Annotated in this window: 16 protein-coding genes; 8 read left to right on the top strand and 8 right to left on the bottom strand. The window is 59.9% G+C overall.

What is annotated here, in order from left to right; genetic code table 11:
• Positions 1-196 precede the first annotated feature (196 nt).
• The 7 genes from CEY08_RS10180 (at position 197) to CEY08_RS10210 (ending at position 15,117) form a co-directional block, all read left to right on the top strand.
• Positions 197-1,408 carry a tyrosine-type recombinase/integrase gene (locus tag CEY08_RS10180; protein WP_076815500.1) on the top strand — a complete coding sequence of 404 codons (1,212 nt, stop codon included), beginning with the start codon at positions 197-199 and terminating at the stop codon, positions 1,406-1,408.
• Between the two features lie 349 nt (positions 1,409-1,757).
• Positions 1,758-2,819, top strand: a complete 1,062-nt coding sequence (locus tag CEY08_RS10185; protein WP_076815498.1) for a Fic family protein — start codon at positions 1,758-1,760, stop codon at positions 2,817-2,819.
• On the top strand, positions 2,816-6,130 hold the full coding sequence (locus CEY08_RS10190) for a helicase-related protein (RefSeq protein ID WP_088607643.1): 3,315 nt from the start codon (positions 2,816-2,818) through the stop codon (positions 6,128-6,130). The genes CEY08_RS10185 and CEY08_RS10190 overlap by 4 nt, the downstream gene beginning before the upstream one ends.
• Positions 6,123-10,058 (top strand): Eco57I restriction-modification methylase domain-containing protein, encoded by a 3,936-nt coding sequence (locus CEY08_RS10195; RefSeq protein WP_076815496.1) that lies wholly within the window; start codon positions 6,123-6,125, stop codon positions 10,056-10,058. The genes CEY08_RS10190 and CEY08_RS10195 overlap by 8 nt, the downstream gene beginning before the upstream one ends.
• Positions 10,055-11,674, top strand: coding sequence for an AAA family ATPase (locus CEY08_RS10200; RefSeq protein ID WP_126389551.1), 1,620 nt, complete (start codon positions 10,055-10,057; stop codon positions 11,672-11,674). Before CEY08_RS10195 ends, CEY08_RS10200 begins: the two co-directional genes overlap by 4 nt.
• A gap of 117 nt (positions 11,675-11,791) precedes the next feature.
• Positions 11,792-13,663, top strand: coding sequence for an SIR2 family protein (locus tag CEY08_RS10205; protein ID WP_076815492.1), 1,872 nt, complete (start codon positions 11,792-11,794; stop codon positions 13,661-13,663).
• Positions 13,660-15,117, top strand: coding sequence for an argonaute/piwi family protein (locus CEY08_RS10210; protein WP_076815490.1), 1,458 nt, complete (start codon positions 13,660-13,662; stop codon positions 15,115-15,117). Before CEY08_RS10205 ends, CEY08_RS10210 begins: the two co-directional genes overlap by 4 nt.
• Before the next feature lie 4 nt (positions 15,118-15,121).
• On the opposite strand, the gene CEY08_RS10215 is transcribed toward CEY08_RS10210, so the two are convergent.
• From CEY08_RS10215 to CEY08_RS10240, 6 genes are all read right to left on the bottom strand, one after another.
• Positions 15,122-15,985 (bottom strand): integrase domain-containing protein, encoded by an 864-nt coding sequence (locus tag CEY08_RS10215; RefSeq protein WP_076815488.1) that lies wholly within the window; start codon positions 15,983-15,985, stop codon positions 15,122-15,124.
• A 603-nt stretch (positions 15,986-16,588) separates the two neighbouring features.
• Positions 16,589-17,746, bottom strand: a complete 1,158-nt coding sequence (locus CEY08_RS10220; RefSeq protein WP_076815486.1) for an STY4528 family pathogenicity island replication protein — start codon at positions 17,744-17,746, stop codon at positions 16,589-16,591.
• 409 nt (positions 17,747-18,155) lie between these two features.
• Positions 18,156-18,911, bottom strand: coding sequence for a sulfite exporter TauE/SafE family protein (locus CEY08_RS10225; RefSeq protein WP_076815485.1), 756 nt, complete (start codon positions 18,909-18,911; stop codon positions 18,156-18,158).
• 112 nt (positions 18,912-19,023) lie between these two features.
• A complete protein-coding gene (locus CEY08_RS10230; RefSeq protein ID WP_076815483.1) occupies positions 19,024-19,656 on the bottom strand; it encodes a 4-carboxy-4-hydroxy-2-oxoadipate aldolase/oxaloacetate decarboxylase in 633 nt (210 codons plus the stop codon).
• Between the two features lies 1 nt (position 19,657).
• Complete coding sequence (locus tag CEY08_RS10235) at positions 19,658-20,635, bottom strand: Bug family tripartite tricarboxylate transporter substrate binding protein (protein WP_076815480.1); 978 nt, start codon at positions 20,633-20,635, stop codon at positions 19,658-19,660.
• A gap of 40 nt (positions 20,636-20,675) precedes the next feature.
• Positions 20,676-21,365: an RraA family protein gene (locus tag CEY08_RS10240; protein ID WP_331866876.1), complete on the bottom strand. Its 690-nt coding sequence runs from the start codon at positions 21,363-21,365 to the stop codon at positions 20,676-20,678.
• A gap of 104 nt (positions 21,366-21,469) precedes the next feature.
• Here CEY08_RS10240 and CEY08_RS10245 point away from each other — a divergent pair, with 104 nt between their 5' ends.
• The gene (locus tag CEY08_RS10245) at positions 21,470-22,366 is read left to right on the top strand and encodes a LysR family transcriptional regulator (protein WP_076815479.1); all 897 of its coding nucleotides are present in this window, start codon (positions 21,470-21,472) and stop codon (positions 22,364-22,366) included.
• A gap of 40 nt (positions 22,367-22,406) precedes the next feature.
• Here the strand turns inward: CEY08_RS10245 and CEY08_RS10250 are convergent, their stop codons facing one another.
• Both CEY08_RS10250 and CEY08_RS10255 read right to left on the bottom strand, forming a co-directional pair.
• The gene (locus CEY08_RS10250) at positions 22,407-22,853 is read right to left on the bottom strand and encodes a MarR family winged helix-turn-helix transcriptional regulator (RefSeq protein WP_042795132.1); all 447 of its coding nucleotides are present in this window, start codon (positions 22,851-22,853) and stop codon (positions 22,407-22,409) included.
• A gap of 3 nt (positions 22,854-22,856) precedes the next feature.
• On the bottom strand, positions 22,857-24,455 hold the full coding sequence (locus CEY08_RS10255; protein ID WP_042795131.1) for an MDR family MFS transporter: 1,599 nt from the start codon (positions 24,453-24,455) through the stop codon (positions 22,857-22,859).
• Between the last annotated feature and the right edge of the window lie 229 nt (positions 24,456-24,684).

Raw genomic sequence — 24,684 nt, forward strand, 5'->3', positions numbered from 1 at the left:
CGATTTTTGCTGGATCTCGGTGGCGCTCAGCAGCGCTTGGTGGATAGGTTGACCCGTTTTAAATCAATGGGTTGCGTAAACAATACGGTCTACTGAGCGTTCCTATTGTTCATCGAGGTCCAGAAAATTCGGGGGTAGCGTTGGGGGTACTCGTGTTCAACCGTGGGGGTACATCTCCCCGCAGTGGAGTCCAACGATGCCCGAGAATCTACTCACTGACGCCAAGGTCAGGTCGGCCAAACCGACTGATCGAGACTGGAAACTATCAGACGGCGGGGGCTTGTTCCTGCTGGTCAAGCCCACCGGCGGCAAGCTCTGGCGGTGGAAGTACCGCTTGCAAGGCAAGGAGAACCTCTTTGCCATTGGCGGCTTTCCTCAAGTAAGTCTTGCGGAGGCACGTGCGGCCCGAGAGAAGGCGCGCGCGTTGGTCAAGCAAGGCATCCATCCTGCCCATGAGCGGCAGCAGGCCAAGCAGCGCAACCTCGAAGCGCTGGAAGAACGCAAGCGCGCCCGTGAAAGCTCGTTCGCCAAGGTAGCGAAAGCGTACCTGGCCGAGATCAAGCCAGTCTTTGCGCTCAGTTCCTACCGCACGAAAGAATCCCGCATCAGGAAGTACCTGTCGCCCAAGTTCGATGGGATGCCGATGAGCGACATTGGCGTCAAGCAGATTCGCCCGCTGCTGGAGGAATGCAAAGCTCATGGCGCGTGGGCGGCCATCCATGTCAAGGGCGATCTTTCGGCCATCTTCGAATTCGCGGTGGTGCGAGGTCTGGTCGAGGCCAATCCTATTCCCAGTCTTCGTGGGCTGCTGCGCGTGCCGTTCAGCGAGAGCAAGGCGGCGCTGACGCGAGAGCAAATCCAGAGGTTCTATCAGGAGTTGCGCGGCTACCGGGGCTATCCGGAAACCTCGTTGTGCCTGCGGCTGATTGCGCTGACCGCCTGCCGTCCAGGGGAAGCGGCGGATGCTGAGTGGGACGAGTTCGATTTTGAGGATGCACTGTGGCGTCGGCCCGCGGCGAAGATGAAAGCGCGGCGCGACCATGTCAGCCCGTTGTCTGTGCAGGCCATTGCCGTGCTGAAGGATTTGCAGTGCATCACGGGTGGTGGACGCTATCTGTTCCCGCACCGGAGCGGCAAGGGCTTTACTACGCCCAATCGGCTCACCTACGCCATGCGCGACATGAACCTGGGGCGGGGTACGACGCCGCATTGCTGGCGGACGACCTTTTCTACCTGGGCCAATGAGAACGGATACCGGCCTGATGCAATTGAACGGCAGCTTGCCCACGTGGAGAGCAACAAGGTGCGGGCGACGTACAACAAGGCGTTGCTGCTGGATCAGAGAAGGACGCTGTTGCAGGACTGGGCGGACTATCTGAGTGCTGCGGAAGACAGTTGCGCGGCATAGGGAAGAGTTGGCCAGGTGTTGCAGAACGAATGGACAGGAGTGGCCTTTTCCTTTTCTGGATAGGGCCGTTGTCCCTTGAGTGCCGTTCCCTTGCCATTTCTCTTTGCCGAAGGCTGGGCGCAGGCAATGGGGTAAGCAATGAAATAAATGGGGCAGTTGTTCATTAATTCCCCCATTTTTTGGATTCATATCGCCCATTTCATCCTCGGGCAGCCATGCCAGCCCCTCGCGACCGGTCCAACGTTCAGGAAATGGGGTAGTCAAACACAGGTAATGAGGCATTTTTCGAGACAATACCCCATTTAACGGCTATGATTACCCCATTTAGATAGCCCGGGCTTACATTTCCATGCACTCGCTCACACCCGAGTACCTCGCCGCGCTTCGCTTTGATGGTACCCAAGCCGCCACGTTGCGCACACTGGGCGAGTACCAGGGCAAGCAGCAGCTCTACGCAGCGCAGTCGCCCGAAGCCCTCAAAGGGCTACGCCAGATCGCGGTGGTGGAGTCCACCGAATCGTCCAACCGGCTGGAAGGCGTTGTCGTCGCACCCTCGCGGTTGAAGTCCCTGGTCATCCGCAACGCAACTCCAAAGAGCCGCTCCGAACAGGAGATCGCCGGCTACCGTGATGCCCTGGCGCTGATCCACGAATCGGCCGCGCACATGCCCTTCAGCGAGGGCGTAGTGCTGCAACTCCACACCCTGCTGTACCGCTATATGCCGCAGGCGGGCGGGCGCTGGAAGGCTACCAATAACGACATCATCGAACGCCACCCGGACGGCACGTCACGTCTACGCTTCCAGCCGGTCGCTGCGCACCTCACGCCCATGGCTATGACCGATCTGGCCGGGCGCTTCGCCACCGCGCTGGATCAGCACCTGGCCGACCCCCTTGTACTGGTGCCGCTGGCGATGCTCGACTTCTTGTGCATCCACCCTTTCCCGGATGGCAACGGCCGCATGTCCCGCTTGCTGACCTTGCTGCTGCTCTACCACTTCGATTACGAAGTGGGACGCTACATCAGTTTGGAACGCATCTTCGAGGAAACCAAGGAAAGTTATTACGAGACGCTGGAAGCCAGCTCGCAGGGCTGGCACCAGGGGCAGCACGACGTCAAACCCTGGCTCGACTACTTCTGGGGTGCCTTGCTACGGGCCTACCGTGAGTTTGAGGAGCGTGTCGGCACCATCGAACGGGGACGTGGTAGCAAAGGCGACCGGGTGCGGACGGAAGTTCTGGGGCGCACCCTGCCGTTCTCGATTTCCGAGATTGAAGAAGCCTGCCCGGGCGTGAGCCGGGACATGGTTCGACTAGTGCTGCGGGCGATGAAATCAGAGGGGTTGATCGAATCGACTGGCAAGGGGCGAGGGGCGAAGTGGCTTCGCACCAATCAATTGGGTGAGAAATGAGTACTCAACGAAACATCATCAGTCATGGCATCCGCGACAACCATACTCGCGGCAAGGTCGCCGACTTCCTGGCCGAGAAAATGGCCGCGGGCAGCCAACTTTCCGTGGTGTCTGCCTACTTCACCATCTACGCCTACGATGCGCTGTCCAGTCAGCTTGACCAGATCGATCATCTGAACTTCCTGTTCGGCGAACCCCGCTTCATCGCTTCGCTCGACCCGGACAAGACCGACAAGAAAGCTTTCAAGATCGAAGACGAAGGCATGGAGTTGGCCAACCGCCTGCAACAGAAGGAAGTTGCTCGTCGCTGCGCTGCATGGTTGCGCGACAAGGTCGATATCCGCTCAGTCCGCCAGGCCAACCTCCTGCACGGCAAGCTCTATCACATTGACGATGGCCGACGTGAACATGCGCTATTGGGCAGCTCAAACTTCACCCGGCGCGGCCTCGGCTTGTCCGACACGCCCAACATCGAACTGAACCTCATTGTCGATGGCGACCGCGACAGGGCAGACCTCAAACAATGGTTCGATGAAATCTGGGGCGATGAAAAACTGGTTGCCGACGTCAAGGCCGATGTCCTGCGCTACCTGGAACAGCTTTACTTCGATCACGCGCCGGAGTTCGTCTACTTCAAGACGCTCTATCACGTCTTCGAACGCTTCCTGTCCGGGCAGGAGGCCGACGCCGCATTGTTCGACCAAACCGCCATCATCGACACCGACATCTGGAAGGCCTTGTTCGACTTCCAGAAGGACGGCGTCAAAGGCGCCATCCACAAGATCAACCAGCACAACGGCTGCATCCTGGCCGACAGTGTGGGCCTGGGTAAAACCTACTCGGCATTGGCGGTCATCAAGTACTACGAGCTGCGCAATCACCGCGTGCTGGTGCTATGCCCCAAGAAGCTGCGCGACAACTGGACGGTCTATCTCGCCCAGAACAACAGCGAACTCAACCCCTTCCTCAAGGATCGCTTTGCCTACACCGTGCTCTCGCACACCGACCTGTCACGTGACAGCGGCCGCGTAGATGGCATCGACCTGGCAACGCTCAACTGGGGCAACTACGACCTGATCGTCATCGACGAATCGCACAACTTCCGCAACAACACCAAGGGCAAGCGCGACGAAGAAGGCAACCTCATCAAGAAGAGCCGCTATGAGCGGCTGATGGATGACATCATCAAGACTGGGGTCAAGACCAAGGTGTTGCTGCTGTCCGCAACCCCGGTCAACAACGACCTCAAAGACCTGCGAAACCAAATCTACTTCGTCACCGAAGGGCGGGATACCGCCTTTTCGCAGAGCTTCGGCATCAACAGCATCAAGGACACGCTCACCGTCGCCCAAAAGACCTTCATGGAGTGGGCCAGGCGCTCTGGCGAGCGGGATGCCCGTGATCTGATGGAAAGGCTCTCCGCCGGGTTCTTCACCCTGCTGGACGAACTCACCATCGCCCGTTCGCGCAAGCACCTCCAGAAGTATTACAAAGCCTCTATGGCACAGATCGGGCAATTTCCGAAGCGCAGGAAGCCGGAATCCGTATTCTCCGAGATCGATCTCAAGGGCCGCTTCCTTTCCTATGACAAGCTGAACGACGAAATCGACAACTACCAGCTTTCCATCTTCAAGCCGTCCAAGTACGTGCTGGAAGCGTTCAAGGCGCAGTACGAAGACCATCGCGTCAAGAACTTCAGCCAGGAGAACCGCGAGAAGTTCCTGATCGGCATGATGAAGGTGAACTTCCTCAAGCGCCTGGAAAGCTCCGTGCGCGCCTTTGCCATCACTATGGAGCGCACCGTCAGCAAGATCGAAGATCTGGAAGAACGGCTCAAGCAGTTCCTGCAGCATCAAGCCGAGACGGCGGAAGACATCCAGCCTGACTTTTTCGCGGAACCAGCCGAAGAAGACGAAGAACTGGCCCAGGCCTTCCAGGCGGGCACCAAGCTCAAGTACCGCATGGAGCATATGGACGTGGCCGCCTGGCTGGCCGATCTGGCCACCGACAAGCAACAGCTTTCGCTGCTGGCCGATGCGGCCCAAGCCGTCGATGCATCACGCGATGCCAAGCTCGCCGAACTCAAGCGCCTGATCGAACACAAGGTGCGTCACCCCAGCACCAACACGCTGGGTGAGGAAAACCGCAAGGTCATCGTATTCTGCGCCTTCGCCGATACCGCTGCCTATTTGTACGAAGAACTGGAAGACTGGTCACGCAACACGCTGGGCGTTCACATCGCCCTGGTGTCTGGCGGCGCACGCCCCAACCGCAGCACCTTCGGCCAGGCTGACTTCACCCACATCCTCACCAACTTCGCTCCACGCGCCAAACAACGGGGCAAGATGAAGTCCATGCCGCAGGATGGCGAAATAGACCTCCTCATCGCCACCGACTGCATTTCCGAAGGCCAGAACCTGCAAGACTGCGACTATCTCATCAACTACGACATCCACTGGAACCCGGTGCGCATCATCCAGCGCTTTGGTCGTATCGACCGCATCGGTAGCCCCAACAACGCCATCCAACTCGTCAACTTCTGGCCCACGCCGGACTTGAACAAGTACATCAATCTCAAGAACCGTGTCGAGGCGCGCATGGCGCTGGTCGATATCGCCGCCACGGCGGAAGACAACATCCTGCAAGCCGAAGACCTGGAAGACCTCATCAAGCAGGACATGCGCTACCGCGACAAGCAATTGCTGCGGCTCAAGGACGAAGTGCTGGATCTGGAAGACTTCAACGAATCCGTCGCGCTGGGGGAATTCACGCTGGATGACTTCCGTATGGAATTGGCCACCTACATCGAAGCCAACCGAGAGAAGCTGGAAGAAGCTCCATTCGGCCTTTACGCCGTAGTGCCTCCGCATGCGGAGTTCAGCGCCATCAAGCCCGGCATCATCTATTGCCTGAAGCAGCGCATTGACGCCGCCGGAAACGAGGCAGTCAACCCGTTGCAACCGTACTTCCTCGTCTATATCCGCGACGATGGCGAGGTGCGCTACAACTTCACCGCACCCAAGCAGATTCTGGAAATTTTCCGCACCGTCTGCCAGGGCCAGACCGAGCCGCACGCCAAGCTGTGCAAGCTATTCGATGAAGAGACCGCACACGGCCAGGACATGAGCAGGTACAGCGGCCTTCTCGACAAAGCAATTGCTGCTATTGCCGCTCAGTTTGGCCGCAAGAACGCAGGAAATCTCTTTTCAGGGCGTGGTGGCAAGCTTGCCGATGCGGCGAAGCAAATCAAGAAATCCAACGATTTCGATCTCATTACTTGGCTGGTGATCAAGGACGTTAACAATGGCTGACAACTCCGCCCTTCGCCAATCCATTCAGGATGCGCTGCAAAGCTTCTCCACCCAGTCATTGGCAACAGGTGCCATCGCTCTGCTCCATACCTTGGGCTACAGCAGCGATAAAACGGCAGAACTGGGTAACACCGCAGAAGCGCTGCTGGGCAGCATCGAACAGTTTCGTCCCGAACTTGGCAGCATCAACCGTGCCAAGGTGCATGCCAATCGCTGGAAGTCCTGTGCTTTCCTGTTCCAGCTCACCAACGACGAGATTCCTTCACTGGCTCTGGGGCAAGCACCTATAGGCGCGGATGGCAAGCTGACACAAGGCCAGATCGAGTCCTTCGTCTTTCTTGCCATCGACCTGCAAGGCGAGGGTTGGTCGCGCAGCCAACTGGCAACCATCGCACGCGAGTTGAACAAGCGATTCCCCATGCCGGCCATCTTCCTGTTCCGCCAGGAAGAGCTGTTTTCTCTCGCGGTTATCGACCGGCGGCAGAACCTGCGCGATGCCAGTCGCGACGTCATCGACAGCCGCATCACCGTCATCAAGGATGTGCGCCTTACCGCACCTCACCGTGCGCACACAGACATCCTGGCAAGCCTCGCCTTGGTGAATCTGGGCGACAAGCGCCGCCCCGGCAACTTCCGCGAACTGTATGACGCCTGGATCGACACGCTCTCCACGCAGAAGCTCAACAAGGATTTCTATCAGCAGTTGGCTTGGTGGTACATGTGGGCCACCAAGGAGGTGGAATTTCCGAAGGGCGGCGGGCCGGATCGCAATGCCATTGGTGTCATCCGCCTGCTTACGCGCCTAATCTTCGTCTGGTTCATCAAAGAGCGCGGCTTGGTTCCCAATACTCTGTTCGAGCGGGAAGCATTGTGCGGCCTGCTGAAGCAGGCGCCGGATGCCGCGCCGGATGAAAGCAATTACTACCACGCCATTCTGCAAAACCTGTTCTTTGCCACCCTGAATCAGGAGATGGGCAATGACCGCCGCTGGGCCAAAACCGGTAGCGGTATGAAGGCCGATTACCTCATCTCGCTGGTTTATCGTCACCAGGACGCCTTCAAGCACCCGGAAACAGTACTGCAAGACTACTTCGCCCACGTGCCCTTCCTCAACGGCGGCCTATTCGAGTGCCTGGACGAGCAACTTACGGATGAGGATCTGGCCCGCCGCCCGGAACTTAAAAAATTGGTGGTGCAGGAGGGCAACGGGTCGGTACTGCGCATCGACGGTTTCTCACGCCGCCCCGATGCCCAGGCCAAGGTACCGAACAAACTCTTTTTCGGCGGCACGGATGATGCGACGCTGAACACCGAGTTCGAGACCAAGGGCAAGCGTTATCCGGTCAAGGGCCTGATAGACCTGCTCGACAGCTACAAATTCACCGTGGACGAGAACACGCCGCTGGACGAGGAAGTAGCGCTTGACCCCGAACTGCTGGGCAAGGTATTCGAGAACCTGCTGGCCAGCTACAACCCGGATACCCGCAGCACCGCCCGAAAACAGTCCGGCAGCTTCTACACACCGCGAGAAGTGGTGGACTACATGGTGGACGAGGCGCTTATTGCCTACTTCACCCGTCATACACCCAACGGGGAACAGCGCGAACAGGATTTGCGCCAGTTGCTCTCGCACGCCGACACGGAGCACGCTTTCAGCGAAGCAGAGGCCGACGCGCTGGTGCTCGCCATCGAACAACTGAAAGTGCTCGATCCGGCTTGCGGCTCCGGCGCCTTCCCCATGGGCGTCTTGGCCAAGCTCTTCGTGGCCTTGAAAAAACTCGATCCCGACAACCGCCGCTGGCGCGACCAGAACCTGGCTCCGCTGCAACAGCGCCTCGCCTTGGCGAAGAAAACGCCCGACCCCGTGCAGCGCGATGCCGAAATCGAAGATGCCGAAGCCGCGCTGGAAAAGCACAAGAAGGACTTTGCCGACCCGGCCTATGCCGACTACACCCGCAAGCTCTATCTGATCGAGAAGTGCATCTTCGGCTCGGACATCCAGCCCATAGCGGTACAGATTGCCAAACTGCGCTTTTTCATCGCCCTCATCGTCAGCCAGCCCATAGACCGCAGCAAGCCCAACTGGAATATCACCCCGCTGCCCAATCTGGAAACCAAGATCGTCGCTGCCAACACCCTGTTCGGCGTGCCGCGTCACGGCGCGCAAGGCTCGCTGCTGGATGACCCCGCCATTGCGGAAAAGGAGGCCGAACTGCGTGATGCCAACGCCGCCTACTTCACCTCGCGTACCCGTGCCACCAAGAAGCGTCGCAAGGAAAAGGTGCAGAAGCTGCATGAGGAACTGGTAACTCTGCTCAAGCGCGATGGTTTCGTCACCGCCAACGATGCCGAGCGCATGGCTCGCTGGGATCCGTTTGACCAGAACCGCTTTGCCGACTTCTTCGATGTGGAATGGATGTTCGGCCTGCCGCGCGCGCAGGACAACTCCGAAGCCGTGTTCGACATCGTGATTGCCAACCCGCCCTATGTGCGGCAAGAGGAAATCAAGGAACTCAAGCCGCTGTTGAAGGATGAATACAAATACGAGTGCTACACCGGCACGGCGGACTTGTTCGTCTATTTCTACGAGCGTTCGGTCAAGCTGCTCAAGCCGCAGGGAATGCTGTCCTTCATCACTTCCAACAAGTGGTATCGCGCCAAGTATGGAGAGAACCTGCGGTTGTTCATGGCCACGCACACGCGATTGAAGAGCATCATTGATTTCGGCGACGAAGCGGTGTTCACCGCTATTGCCTACCCGACCATCGTCATCGCCATGCGGCGCGAGCAGGCTGTGTCGTTGAGAAATGCGGAAAACACCGTGCGCGCCCTCAACTGGGCGCAGACACATCCCGTCGAGCAGTTTCCGGCGGTGTTTCAGGCGGAGGCTTTTTCAATTCCGCAGACCGAACTCAAGAAAGAAGGCTGGCAACTGGAACCACCCGGCAAGCGCGACCTGCTGGCGCGCATTCGCAGAGCGGGCACGCCCTTGGGCAAGTATGTGAATGGGCGGTTTTATTACGGCATCAAGACAGGGCTGAATGAAGCCTTTGTCATAGATGGTTCCACGCGAGCGCGGCTGATTGCCGAAGACCCGAAATCGGCGGAGGTCATCAGGCCGTTCCTGCGTGGGCGGGATGTGAAGCGATGGAAGGCGGAATCAGCAGATTTATGGCTCATTTTCACGCGGCGACCGTTTCCCATCGACAAATACCCAGCCATCAAAAAGCATCTTTCCGGATTTAAGAAACAACTTATGCCAAAACCGGACGGCTGGGACGACAAGCGCGATGGTAAATGGAAAGGACGCAAAGCAGGAAGCTATGAGTGGCATGAGATTCAGGACAATATCGCTTACTGGCAGGAGTTCGAAAAGCCAAAAGTCATTCTTGGCCGGTTCATGGATAAGCCGACCTACGCCTATGACGATAGTGGCTACTATGCGAACAATGCCCTATCCATCGTCGCCGGGGCTGATGAGTATCTCGTTGGGATTCTCAATAGTTCGGTGACATGGTGGTTCCTGACCGCCACCTGCACCGATCTGCAAAACGGATTTATTCAAGTCCACAACAACAATCAGGAAGCGGTAGTCATCCCCGAAGCCTCTGTTAACCAACGGCAAGTGGTCGTGAGTTTGGTAAGGGCCGTGCTTGCAAACGCGCATGCTGCACATTTCGAGCAAATCATCAACGGCCTCGTCTTCGAGCTGTTTTTCCCGGATGAACTGCACGCCGCGAATATTCGCCTGTTCGATGCCTGCGAGAAAGCCGACGTCGGCAAACTGGCAAACCTCAAGGACAAGGCGCTTGTCACCGCCGCCACGGAGCTGGTCGGACGCATCTTTGCCAACGACCACCCCATCTACGCCATGCTCTTCGACCTGCAAGCCTTGGAAGTGGTACGCATCATCGAGGGCAAGGAATGAGTGCAGAGGCCACCGACATTGCGCCACCACCCGTCACACGGGCAGCCGCGCCTGCGCCCTTGCGCATCAAGCGCCTGACGCTCACTGACTTTCGTGCCTTCCCCGGTCCAGCGCCTGCGCACTTCGATCTGGATGGTAAGAACCTGCTGGTGTATGGCGAGAACGGGGCGGGCAAGTCGTCGGTCTTTCATGCGCTTTCCGACTTCTTCTCGCTCAAGCGAAGCAGAAACCTCCGTGTCTACAAGAATGTATTTTCAGGAGAACCGGAAACGAGCTGCGCGGTTGAGGTTGAGTTCAACGATGGTGCGCCAAGTGCAAAGTGGTTCATGCAGGCAGGTTCAGGCACAATCGGAGCCGCTCCGTTCGGTAGCCACGCCATCGGCGGCGCAACGCCGGCCCGTGAGCGACACCCCACCACAGTTGCCGGGGGTAACGACATACGTGTGACGCAGGCTGCTCTGCGCAGGGCTGCACTGGACTATCGCGCCTTGCTTGATACCAACTACAAGCAGGGCGATGGCGCAATCAATCTATTCGACATCGCCTTGGAAAAATTGCTGGCCGACTTTCCAGTGACGGTGGCTGGCGGAACAACGCAAACCATTGGCGAGTTGTGGAGGGCAGTGGAACAAGCAAAGCCAGCCAAACGTACCAAGACCGCGTTGACCAAGGTGAATCAGGCTTGCGCTGATTTCAACAGTGGTTTCAATCAAGCCTTGGTCGAGCTGCATCCGCTGGTTGGCGCTTTGCTTGGCGACTTGATCGGCACGGATGTCGCCGTTGCTCCGTTTGCGTTCGGCGGCGTGACGTATACCGCAGCCTACTACAAGCGTGATCGTGAAATTGCTGGTCGCTCACTCACATTGAGCGTGAGCTATCGTAACCATGCGCTTTCTATACCTCAGCACTTTTTGAACGAAGCACGCCTCTCTGCGCTTGGTCTGGCTATCTACCTCGCCGGTCGGTTGGCTTGCACGCCTACGGCCAACGCCACGGCCTTGAAGCTGCTGGTGCTGGACGATGTGCTAATTGGCCTCGACCATTCCAACCGTCTGCCGATGCTGGATGTGCTCAACACGAAGTTCGCCGATTGGCAGATCGTGCTGCTCACCCACGACCGCAACTGGTTCGACCTTGCGCGTTCGCACCTGCCCGATGCCAACTGGAAGTGCGTGGAAGTGTATGAAGGCGATGGCGCTGCAACAGCCCCCATCCCCATCGTTCGCCCCACACAGAACAGACCGGCACGCGCCCTGCTGGACAAGGCCAAGGAACTGGTTCAGACGCCGTATGTGGAGGCCGCCGCCAACTATGCCCGTCAAGCATTCGAGCTGGGTGTTCGTGCGGCCTGTGAACTGAAGAAGATCGAGATGCGCTACTGCACCGACCCCAAGGCACATCAGGCGCAGGACCTTCTGGACAAGCTGAAGCACTGGCCTGGTTCCGCAACCGTACCTAAAGCGGATTGGGATGCAGCGCTCGCGCGCCTGGAAATGCTGAAGAACGTGGTCATGAACCCCTACTCGCACCCGAGCGCCCCCAACATACCCAAGCAAGAGGTCGAACAGGCAATCGCTGCTGTGGATGACTTCTTGAAGCTGGCAGCGAAGAAATGAATAAATCTGCACTAATTCTATGGCTGCGCGGCACGACGGGTACTTGGCGTAACGATGTTGCGAGCAGCTACAGCAGGCTGATGAAAATCTAGAAGTAGCGTCAATAAGGACACTTGAATGATCAAGACACTGACGGGACCACAGTTTGCCAGCACCTTTTGCTTGAGGCCTGAGCAGTTTGCCTGGTTCCTCGGTGCCGGGGCTTCGGCCGCAGCCGGTATTCCGACCGGCTATTCAATGATCCTCGACTTCAAGAAGCGCTTGTTCTGCCAACTGTCCAGAATTAGTCTCCGTGAAGTAGATGCCAACGATCCGCTATGGCAACAGCGTATCGACTTGTTCTTCAGCACGCGCTCGGAGTTGCCAGCACCTGATGATCCCACTGAGTACGCGAGGGCCTTTGAAGCGATATATCCGACAGCAGAAGATCGCCGTATCTACATAGAGAAGGCGGTCACGATGGGTACGCCGTCCTTTGCCCACCGTGTACTTGCGGCTCTTTTGACGACCCGCCGTATTCCATGCGTATTTACAACCAATTTCGACCAGTTGGTCGAGACAGCCGCTACTCTGACTGACCAGTTGGTGTCAGCCAATGAGCGCGCAAACATGACGACCGCCGCCATTGACAATGCGGAGCGTGCCGAACGCTGCCTGCGGGAGTCGAGTTGGCCATTTCTAGCCAAGCTGCATGGCGACTTCCAGTCAGTTGAATTGAAGAATACGACCGACGAGTTGAGGGAGCAGGACGTTCGGATGCGACGTGCTCTCGGCGCCGCCTGCGCACGTTTCGGGCTTGTGGTAGTCGGCTACAGCGGCCGCGACGAATCGGTCATGGCTGCACTAACCGAAGTATTGACGCAGCCGAATGCCTTTCCAGGCGGGATTTATTGGGTAACGCGTTCGGCAAGCTCCGTTCTGCCTGCTGTCAGTGAGTTGCTTGTGAAGGCTGCCCAGGCGGGTGTGACAACAGCGATTGTCGAATCCCCCACGTTCGATGAATTGGCCGGAGACATCATCGACGGAATAAGCCTGCCGCCGGTTTTGTTGCAGCATGTTCAGGAGTCGAGACCGACCCAGATACTGGCAGAGCTGCCACTACCTGCTCGGGAGCAGCGCAGCTTTCCAGTGCTGCAGTGTTCGGCGATCCCGATCCTCTCTATGCCCAAAAAGGCGCGTTGTATTGAGATCGATACCGTAATCACGACGGTTCGTGCCCGGGAACTGGTTCGTGATGCGAAAGCGAGGGCTGTGGTAGCCAGTGTTGGTCGTGACATCGCCGCTTTTGGTGCCGACGCGGAATTGCTTAGGGCGTTCGCACCTGTCGGCGGAAAGATCGCCGGAACCATTGACCTTCATCCCGATACCGATAGTTGGGCGCTGGGATTGCTCTACGACGCCTTGACCTGGGCGATTAGCAGAGGTAGGCCCTTGTTGCCGCGCTTGAGACGAAAAGGGCATGCGATCATCGTGGCAAGCGGCCTGCCAACGGATAGCCCGGAACGGGTGGCAGCGCGCAAAGAGAAGTTGTCACACCTCCGGCAAGCGTATTCAACACCGTTGTCGGGAACGGTGGAGAGGTACGGCTATCCCTTCAGCGAAGGGGTGCAAATTCGACTGGATTGCGTGGCGGATCGCTGGTGGTGTGCATTCGAGCCTTTTACTTACGTTGAACTGCCTCGCACGGAGGCTGGTGATGGGACGAGTCACGACGAAGGCGATGACAACGTCGCATCTTTCGTGCGCCGTGCAAATCCCATCATGGATTGGCAGCGTGAACGATGGGCAGGACGACGAAACAAGGAATGGGCACGACTCATTGCGGGATGGGCGAGGCTCTTGCCGGGCAGTCACGATGGTGTCGTCAAAGCCATTGGCCTCAGGGAGGACTCAGGGCCAGGGCAGGATGCGGAGTTTCGACTATCGCCAGTGACTGCGTGGAGCCGACCAAGCCACGACCATGACTACTTTCAACGGAGCGGGCGATGAGTGCAGACTATAGCGCGTCGAAGTTGCCGCCCTTCTCTCTGCTGGAAGAGCCGCTGCTGACCTTCAATACGGAAGACACTTCGCTAGATGTGAACCCTTTGCGGGGAATCGTTCAGCATGGTGCCTACAGTAGTTCGATCTTTCCAACTTACACACCTGAACTTCGTATTGCGACGGTAGGCCCGGTCGGTGGCTGGAACAACCTTCGCACATTGGTCAATATGCTGCGATCCAGCCACGCGCCTTCAGATCGAAAACAGTATGTACCTGCGTTTCGTGGCTTCGAAAATACGTTCAATGTTCCTCTGGTCGCTGCCAAAACCGGAGAGGCGCATATCAAGCTGCCGGATGATGTTGGGTCTTTGGGGCCTGAAGGCCCGCCAGATGTCCGTTTACTGCACGCGTTGCGTACGGCGATGCAACGCCTGGCATTGGTACGTGATCACTTCGATGTCGTACTGGTACATCTACCGGATGCTTGGCAGATTGCATTTCGTGCACCTGGCTTTGATGCGCACGATGCACTCAAGGCAATAGGTGCGGGGCACGGTATTCCCACCCAAGTCATCAACGATCGCGTTTTCACATTTGGTTATAAGGCTTCATTGGCGTGGCGTCTGTCCATTGCACTCTATGTAAAGGCTGGCGGCATTCCTTGGAAGTTAGCTCCATTGAAGGGCGTACCCGAGAATACGGCATATATCGGGTTAGCCTATGCACTGAGGGGAGATCCGCAAAAAGCGCATTACGTGACCTGCTGCTCGCAGGTTTTTGATGCTGATGGTGGAGGTATGCAGTTCGTCGCCTTCGAGGCGCGTGATCCGGTCAAAAACGTTGATGAGGCGCGCCGAAATCCCTTTCTTAGTCGAAGTGACATGCGCGCGGTGCTTGCGCGGAGCCTGACCCTTTATCAAAGTCGTAACGGAGGCATGCTGCCACGCCGTCTGGTCGTCCATAAAACCACATCGTTCAAGCCAGAGGAGCTGGAAGGTGCGTTGGATGCGCTCTCCGCTATTCAGGAGGTTGAGTGTGTCGAAGTGGCCAGCAACGCGGGATGGCGAGGCGTTTGGTTACAAGAAAGCCGTAATCCCACGCCGCAGAGGAAAAGTGAGCCTGATGGTTACCCTGTGCCGCGAGGCGCAGTGATGCAGCGTTCGGGGAAGTCAGCACTAGTTTGGGTTGCTGGCAATGCACCTCGTGCAGCATCTCGTGGCGATTATTACCAGGGTGGGAAAAGCATTCCGCGCCCAATCAATATCGTGCGATACGCGGGCATCGGGCCGATTGAACTGACTGCATTCGAAGCGCTTGCTCTGACAAAGATGGACTGGAACAACGATGCGCTTTACGACCCAGTTCCGGTCACGATTCGGTATTCACAACGGCTGGCAAGAACCATTGCGAATGTCCCAACACTGCCAGGAAATGCTTATGCATACCGGTTGTTTATGTGAAGTACTAGCGCCCACAGTAGACCGATACGATCCCGGTACGATTGTGGCCAAGCTCCTTGCTGATTCGCTCGCGAGCTTCGGTGTCGCACAAGCGTTGTGACATTGTCAGCGATTGGCGTTGAGGTCCGCCTGCCGCTGGAGCTTTCCAACCCGTCAAGGCTTCATAGCGACTTTGAGCATACTGATGACGTAGTCCATGCATATTGCTCAACCCCGCTGCCTTGCACTGACCATCGTAGATGTGCCGTTGCCGGATGTAGGTCTTGTTTGCCGGGATCAGTGATCCTGTGCCCGCCAGGCGGTGTGCTGCGTGGAGCGCGTCGCGTTGCTCTGTCGTGGTGATGGGCACAGTTCGCTCCCGACCGCCCTTGGTCCACGATCCCTTGAGGGCGATGTGGTCGCCTCGATCCGCGTAACTGGGCTGGAACTTGATCGCTTCCTCCCGACGCAATCCGAAGGCGGCCTGTAGCTGAAGGCTCATGCGTACGTGCGCGTCGGTGACCTGTTCAAGACCTGTGCCCAGCTCTTGGGCCTTGCTGATGTTGGTCACATAGCGGCGCTCGGCCACGCCGAGTTGCGTGTTGTCCGCCGGCAAGATGCCGGCCTTGCCGATCTTCTCGGCCCACCATCGCAGGTGAGAGAGCCGATTCTTGATGGTGCCGGACGACAAGTCTTCTCCCTGCCAGCGTTCCAGCAGCGCCTGGACATGCTTGCCCTTGAGCGACGAGGCCTTCATCTGCCGGAAACCGGCATCGCGCAGTTGCCGCGCGGCCAGCGACAGCGAACGAATCCGGTCGGCCTGCGTGGTGTAGCTGCCGTCACGGTTGCGCTGGCAGAGCTGTCGCAGGGTGTAGGTCAAGTCGTCCATCGTCCGGCCTCCAAGCAAAGCGTCGTGTTGCTTTGTCCTGAAATTCAGTGGTTAGTGTTGGTGCCAGCTCGCCAAGGCGAGATCCCGTGAGGGCAAGGGCATGGTGTTCAGGAGACACCAGAGCCTCGAATGAGGCGTCCGTCTTGCTCCCTGCTGGAAGCTCGGACGGAGGTACTACAAGACGAGAGTGATGTGAATGTGGACGAGTCCTCCTATGAAGTGAGTGAGATGAGAAATGCAGCGGGAGCCCTGTGCGTTGCACAGGGGCAATTGCCGCAAAGGACAGTGCGCCAGGCGGCGCGGTAGGGATGAGTTAAGACAGACGAAGAAGGCTCTGCCCTGGGGAGGGCCGGTATGCGGTCGGAGCCTGGGCATACCTGGGGTGGTTCTACCCTGTCGGGCCAGCGCTTGCAGGAACCTGCGCTGTTGGGGTTGCCGATGTACGAAGCCCATCGGTCTTGGCAGCTGCCCGGTCAGTTTAGGGCGGCCATCATCATGTATGCCGCACGCAATAGGAACTGGCTTTCGCCCGCATTGTTGGCGGTGTTGCGCGGGTCGTCACTGCGGCGTGCAGTGACGACCCGCGTTTTGCGGCAGCATTTGCTACGCAGAGTGCGGCTGCCATCCCCTGGTCTGCATTGCCTGCGCTGCAAGGTCCCCAGCGTTCGTCGAGGCGTTCAGCATCTTGCGGATATTGGCGATGTGCGCCAGGGCGGTTTCACGCGATGCCGGTTGCGCAGTCGGTTTTGGGCGGTCTTCGGTGCGTGGAGCACCAGTAGGCCGATTCTCGGCAGGCCGTGGGGTGGCAGACATCACCTTGCGACCTGCCCACAAGCGGAACTCGCCCGCAAATACGCGCTTCACCAAGGCGAAGAAGTAGGCCACGACATTGCGCACGGTGCCGCTCTGGCTGCGTGCCTGCAACTCGTCGAGTACTTCCTGGCGATGCTGCGGCGGCAGCCGCCGCAAGGCGGCCCGTACGTCCTTTTGCTGATCTGCCTGGGCATTGCTTAGGCAAAGCGGCAAGCTCACCGACGGCGATGCCGGATCGCCGTCGCTTTCGCGCGCGCGGTACGTACGTTCTTTTTTATACATATACGTCTTATACGTACTGCCCTGCTCAGCCGTCATGTGGCGAGCGTGTCCGGTCTGTTGCGGAACAAGCGTGCTGCCAGCGGAATTGCCAGACAATGGCAGTGGGTCGGCTGCCTTGCTCGCCTGCGACGGCGGCGTAGGGGGCAAATCATCGTCATCGTGGCGCTGATCGTGGGGCGCAATGGAGGCGGCTTCAGGTGCCTGCACCAGCGTTGCCTGAATGTGGACGGCCACCCGATCCACCTGGTTGTTTTCGTGGCCGATGGAGGCTTGCAGAAGCTCGGACAGGCTGGCATCGAGGTCGCAGGCCTGTTGGAAGTGCAGGGCGCTTTCGTGAACCTGATACAGCTCGCTGAGCACATGGCCGGTGAGAGGATCGCGTTGCTGGCCCACCAGACTGATCCACCCCGTCAGTCGAAGCACGACGAGAACACGCCAGGCCGTCTCGTACCCGGCCCGCTGGCCTAGCGGGGTAGAGGTGAGATAGCGGCGCAACTGCCCCAGATTCGCCAGCGGGCTGATACCCTCCGCAGAGCGCAGCATCCGCAGCACCTGCCAGCCATTGCGCTCCAGCGGCGTGAGGCGAGCATCGAGCATGAGCGATGCCGGCGTGGCGAACAGGGCGTCTTGCCCCAGTGGGTTGTGGCGGGTGTGATGGTCTGCCATGAGAGTTCTCCAGGGTCTGGGCCACAGCGGCCCGTTCCCCTGCATCTCATCGCGTACCGCTCCATGCGTCAGCCAAAAATGCGGTCTGCGCCATACCCGTTTTATCCGGCAGGTGCAGCGTTGGCACCGGCATCCAGACTGATTTATCATCCCGATACCCCTATGGGGGTACAACTGGGGGTACTTCCAGCGATTCCCGCAAAGGCCGTGGCTCGATTTCCCCGCGAAACCTAGTGTTCACAAGCCTTTGCCGACCGATCAACGTTTAAACGTGTGATCAACGTCTGACGACTCTCGTCACTGTATTTCGGCAGACACCCCAAGATTGGATCCCGGTCCAATCTTGGGGTGTTTTTCATTGCATCGATCGAAGCTGGCCCTTCCCCTCATGCTCGCGGCATGCGCGCAACTATGCCAGGCGTTCCAGCAGGCGCGGTAGCGCCGAAGCGAGCAGTGCCAGTCCCGATGCCGTCAGCAGCCCCAGCACGATTTGCCGGAAGCGCGCTTCGCTGATGCCGATGTAAAGCCTGGCGCCCAGCAGCGTGGGAACCAGCATGGCGGCGGCCACGATGGCGAAGAGGGGCAGCATGGCGCGTGTGACGATGCCGCTTGCCAGATATGTGCCCATGGTTGCCAACAGCATGGACAGATTGAAGTTCTGGATGATGGCGCGCTGCGCGTCCTTTTCAAAACCACGCAAGGTGCACCAGAGCGTGGGCAAGGTGCCCGTGAATCCGCCGATTCCACCCAGTACGCCGCCGGCCATGCCCACGGCCGCGTCGGCGGCCCGGCCGCCGACGGATATGCGTGGCAGGCTTTTCGCGCACAGCATGGCGGGGCACCAGACCACGAGCAGGGCGCCGAGTATGGCCTTGAACCAGTCCATGTCCAGCCGCGGCAGCAGCGCGACGCCTAGCGGAATGCCCAGCAGTCCACCCAGGGCGAAAGGCAGCAGGCGCCGCAGGTCGAATCCGCGCCGCACGGTAATGGCGGCGAGTATCTGTCCGACCAGGGCGCCAAAGACAGCAAGCGTCGCTGCCATGCGCGGGTCCAGCACCCAGGCCCAGAACGACATCGCCACCAGGCCGAACGCGAAGCCCGACAGGCCCTGGACGAAGCCCGCCGTGACCGCGCCCAGGGTGACCACCAGATACACAGAATCCATTGCCGTTCTCTTCATGCCTGCTGCGGAAGGGGTTCTGTATTCTGGGCGATCCTCGTCCTTCGAAAATCGGCTTTTGCTATGGGCCGATACCGCGAGGCTTATGGCTTCACGCTCACTCCAGGCCCAGCCTGCGCAGCGTGTCCGTCAATCCCAGCAGCTCGGTGGCGTAGACGCCTTGCTCTATCGCCTTGCGTTGCCCAGCTTCTTTTTCCTCGCGGGCAAGGCTGCGCGACAAGGTTTGCTCGAGTTCGCCCGCGGGGATGACGGCGATGCCGTCGCGGTCGCCCACGATGTAGTCGCCGGGATGGATGAGCGTGTCGCCGATGGTGATCGGCACATTGATCCGACCGGGCTGGAATTTGCCGGTGCCCTTGATCGACAGGCCTCGGCAAAACACGGGAAAACCCAGTTCGATGATCAAGTTCGCGTCGCGCACGCAGCCGTTGATCACGAGTCCGGCGATGCCGACCTGCATGGCTTGCAGCGTGAGCACATCGCCCCAGGGGCCGGCTTCCATGAAGGCCTTGGCGTCGACCACGAGCACATCGCCGGGGCGCGCCTTCTGGACCGCATAGTGCAACATGAGATTGTCGGCGGGGCGGCAGTCCACCGTAAGGGCAGGGCCGGCGAGACGCACCGTGGGATCGATGGGCTTGATGCCGTGATCCAGAGCGCCCTTGGCGCCCTGGGCTTCGTAGATGGTGGCCGCGCCCAGCTGGCGCAGGGTGGCAAGCGAATCGGTCATGTCAGTCCACCTTTGCGCCGGTGCGCTTGACCAGCGATTCCCAGTAAGGCAGTTCGCGGGCGATGAAGCTGGCGAATTGTTGGGGCGTGCCGGCAACGTTGTCGGAGCCCATTTCATCCAGGTTCTTGGCCAGCGCCGGGCTTTGCAGGGTCTTCAATATCCCTTGGTTGAGGCGCTGGATCAGCGCAGCGGGCGTCTGCGCGGGCGCGAAGATGCCATACCAGTTCTCGATCACGAAATTGGCGTGGCCGAGTTCCTTCATGGTCGGCACGTCGGGCAGGCTCTTGGAGCGGGCTTCGCCGGTGGTGGCCAGGGCGCGGATACGGCCGGAACCAAGCTGCGGCGCGATGGCGGTAGTGGTTTCGAAGGCCACGGGCACCTGGCCCGCGATCACGTCGGCCAGCGCCGGGCCCTGGCCGCGGTAGGGAATGTGGGTCATCTCAAGTTTCAGGTCGAGCTTCAGCATCTCGCCCATCAGGTGCTGCGGACTGCCGCTGCCGCCGGATGCGAAATTGAACTCGCCCGGCTTGCTACGGATCAGCGTGAAAAGCTCGTCGGCGGTCTTGGCCGGCACCGAGGCGTTGACATAGAGCACCAACGGAACCGCCGCCACTTCCGCGACCGGCGCCAGTGCGCTGACGGGGTCGTTGCGCAGCTTGTACAGGTTGCGGTTGATGACGACGCCGGTGTTGTTGCCCAGGAGCAGCGTGCAGCCGTCGGGCGCGGCGGTGGTGACGTACTGGGTTCCGATATTGCTGCTGGCGCCGCCCTTGTTTTCGACAATGACGTTGGTGCCGAGTTCATCGGCCAGGCCGGGCGCGACCAGGCGCGCCAGGATGTCGGTGGTGCCGCCCGGCGGATAGGGCGAGATGATCTTGACGAGTTGGCAGGGATACGGGTCTTGCGCCATGGCGGGCGCGGCGGCGGCGGCCGTCGCCACGCAGAGAATGCCTGCGCTCAGCTTGCGGTTGATCGACATTTTGTCTCCTTGGATTATGGTGTTGTTGTTGGCGTCGATGTCAGGACGGGGCCGTCAGCCGGTCCGGCGAGCGTTGCAGTGTGTGGTAGCCGAACTGCCTGCGCGCTTCGGCTAGCGGCATGCCGTTCAGGGCTGCTTCCAATATCCGGCCTTCCAGCGCCCGTGTTTCCAGGGCTTTGGACAGCACTTGCTGCATGCGGTCGCGTGGCACCACTACGAGGCCGTCCGCGTCGCCGATCAGCAGATCTCCCGGACTGACGCGCACGTCGCCCAGCGTGACGGCCTCTTCATAAGCCTGGACCTGCACGCGATCCTTGCCCGTGCGCATGAAGGCGCCGCGGGCGTAAAGCGGATAGCCGGCCTCGTCGGCCTCGGCCGTATCGCGGCATACGCCATGCACGACGGTGCCGGCAATGTGCTTGTGCGCGGCCAGTCGGCTGAGGATGCCGCCCCACACGGTGCAGTCCATGCGGCCGCCGTTGTCCAGGACGGCAACCGTGCCGGGTTGCAGGCGGTCGATGAAGTCGCCGACCGTGCCGGGCTGGGCGTGGTCTATGGGCCCGAAGCGGACGGTGTAGGCCAGGCCGAAAATGCGGGCCGGACCGGCGACAGGCCGGATGCCCAGCGCGCTGCCGGGCAGCTCGTAGTAATCGAGGGCATCGGAAACCTCGGCGGTGGAAAGACCGCGGGCCAGACGCAGCCATTCGGGTTCGTTCAAATCGGGAATCAACGGAAGCTCCAGGTGTGGGCGCGGCGATACGTGCCTGTGATTCCATGTTCAGCTAACGAAAAGTGGAAAGCAATCAAGCGTTTTTGAGCGTAAGATCAATTTCCATGAACTTGAAATCCTTGCAGTTCTTTTGCGAAGTAGTCGAGACCCGCAATGCCAACGTGGCGGCGCAGCGTCTGCACGTGGTCCCCACGGCGGTCAGCATGCAGCTGGGACAACTGGAAGCCATGCTGGGCGCCAAGGTGTTCGATCGTTCCACTCGGCCCATGACGCTGACGCCGCTGGGGCGCTTCATTTATCCCAAGGCCAAGGCCTTGCTGGCCGATGCAGCGCGCTTGTTCGACGAGGCGCAGGACATGGCCGCCGGCCATTTCGGCTGGCTGAGTATCGGTTTCACGCGCTCGACCATTTTTTCGGTGCTGCCCGATGCGGTGCGCAAGATGAAGGCCGATCTCCCCAAGGTGCGCATCGACCTGACAGAGATCCTCAGCGAGCACCAGGCAGAGGCCTTGCGTAGCGGTCTTATCCATGTGGGCCTGTCGCGCGCGATGGGGCCACGCATTGAAGAGGACGACCTGGATTACTTTCCGTTGTTCGACGATGCGCTGGTCGCCGCGGTGCCGTTTTCGGGGTCGCTGGCCAAGCGCAAGCGCCTCACGCCCGGTGATCTGGCCGGCATGGCCTTCATCAGCTATCCAAAAGATCCGGAAAGCAGCTTTGCCCGGTCCACCATGCAGGCGCTGGAGCAGGCGGGCGCAAAGGTGCGCGTGGGATACGAGGCGAAGGAAATCCACACCGCGCTGGGCCTTGTGGCGGCCGGCCTGGGGTATGCGCTGGTCGGAAAATCCGTGGCGGATGACAGCCGCAGCGACATCCTGTACCTGCCGGTCCAGGGCCTGACGGCGACGGCGCAGGTGTATGCGGTGCGCGCCAAAGGCGCCACGCATCGGCTGGCGGATGACTTCATGGCGATCATTTCCGCGCAGTCGGACCAGCGCTGAAGGTGCCCGCCGGGAGGGGCGCGGCAGGCACTGCGCGGCCTCAGGCTTGAGGCGCCTTGTCCGCCGCTCGCAGGAAGTTCGCTTCCAGCACGCTGAGCACGCGGTTCAACGTGTCGATATCGGCCGCCGACAGTCCTTTGAGCGATTCTTCGAAGAATGCGGCGCGCCTTGGCAGGGCTTCGTCCACCACCACCTGTCCGGCGGGCGTGAGGCGGGCGTTGGTCAGGCGGTTGTCTTGCGGATCCACTTCGCGCGCGATCCAGCCCAGTTTCTGCATGGCTTGTAGCTGGCGCGTGAGCGAGGCGGGATCGAGCCGGCACCGTTCAGCCAGATGCTTTTGTGAACACTGGCCGCATTCATGCAGGGCCAGCAGAATGCGCCAGCGGGGCAAAGCGTGGCCGACCGTGCTGCTGAAGGCGCTTTGCATGCCACGGTAGGCCTGTCCCATGTGCTGAATGACTTGCAAGCCTTGTTGTTGTTTGGGCAAAAGCTATTCTCCGACGCCGGCCGGCTCTGGTTTGGAAGGACGGATCAATTGGACTGGCGGCACGCGCCGCACGCACCAGAGCGCAAACACGGCGACCGCCAGGGCGATGAGCTGTCCTTCATGGATGGCGCCAACGAGCGCGACGCGCGCGATTTCGATCAACGACGTGCCGTCCTGGCCTTGATGCGCCAATTGTGCCAGGAACTGCGTCTGGGCCTCGGGATTGACCAGCATCTGAGGATCGTTCAGCTCGGGCAGCCAGCGGGCGGAAGCGCCGCGCAGTGTGGATTCCACGCCGCTGAAGTAGCTGTGGCTGACCATGGTGCCAACGATAGCCGTGCCCAGCATGCCGCCGATCATGCGCAGCGATTGCAGCAGCGCCGTGGCGATGCCGAGGTGGCTGCGTCCCGCGGTCTGCTGCGCAAACACGGTCAGGTTGGGCATGATGAAACCCATGCCCAGGCCGGCCATGAGCATGTAGACGGCGATCAGGGCATGTGACGTATAGCTATGGGTGGTAACAATGCCCAGGCATGAAAACGCCATCAGGATGAAGCCCGCGTACAGCATGCAGTTGGGATTGCGGATGCGCGTGATGATGCGGCCGTTGACGATGCTGCCCACGGTGATGAAGACCACCATGGGGGTGATGAGCAGGCCCGCGTCCTGGGGCGACAGCCCGAAACCGCCCTGCAGCAGCAGCGGGGCATAGAACAGCAGCGAATACATGGTCACGCCCACCAGCAGGGCAAGCGTGAAAAGCATCGCCAGGCCGCGATTGCGGAACATGTCCAGCGGCAGCAGCGGGTGAGGACAGCGCCGTTCCCACCAGATCAATACCGCGAACGCGATCACGCTGCCCGCGCCCAGCAGCATCAGGGATCCGCTCAGCCCTTCCTTGGGCAGCAGCTCGACCAGCAACTGCAGGCTGCCCAGCGCCAGCGCGATAAGCAGGGCGCCTTGCCAATCCAGCCGCACGCGGCCTGTTGCATGGTTGCGCAAGTGCGGCAGGTAGCGCCCGACGAACCAGAGGCCGAGTATGCCGATGGGCAGGTTGACGTAGAACACCGAACGCCAGCCGTAGTGTTCCGTCAGCGCGCCGCCCAGGGTGGGGCCCACCGCGTTGGCGATGCCGAAGGCGGAACTGAGCATGACCTGCCAGCGCAGCCGCACGTGGGGGTCGGGAAACAGGTCGGGAATGGACGCGAAGGCGGTGCCCACCAGCATGCCGCCGCCTATGCCTTGCAATGCCCGGGCCAGGACCAGCGTGAACATGCTGTCGGCCGCGCCGCACAGCACCGAGGCAAAGGTGAACAGCACGATCGCCGCGACCACGAAGGGCTTGCGCCCGTAGTAATCGCCCAGCCGGCCGAAGATGGGAACGGTGATGACGGAGGTCAGCAGGTAAGACGTCGCTACCCATGCATACAGTTCGAAGCCTTTGAGTTCGGCCACAATGGTCGGGAGGGCGGTGCCGACCACGGTCTGGTCGATCGCGACCATCATCATGACGAAGCACATGCCCAGCATGGCGAGCAGTGTTTGGCGGAAAGGAAGCACCTGGCCGGGCGAATGCGGCGTGCTGGGAGCGGGGGCGGACATTGCTGGATCTATCAATGATTGATGTATCAATCATTCTAGCCCTACAATCCGCGAGACAGAAAGTTGTCAGCTTCGGCACCGGTTTTCCGGAGGCGAGCCGGCGGCCAAATGGATGATTTTGTCCCGGCTCGCGCGGCGATTCTCGCGAAGCCGGCCCGATTTGTTACGATAGCGCTATCTGTACGCTGGCCTAGCTGGCGTCTTCATCAGGCTTTCCTTGGCAGATCCC

It is taken from the genome of Achromobacter insolitus, from assembly GCF_002209555.1.
Taxonomy (GTDB): domain Bacteria; phylum Pseudomonadota; class Gammaproteobacteria; order Burkholderiales; family Burkholderiaceae_B; genus Achromobacter; species Achromobacter insolitus.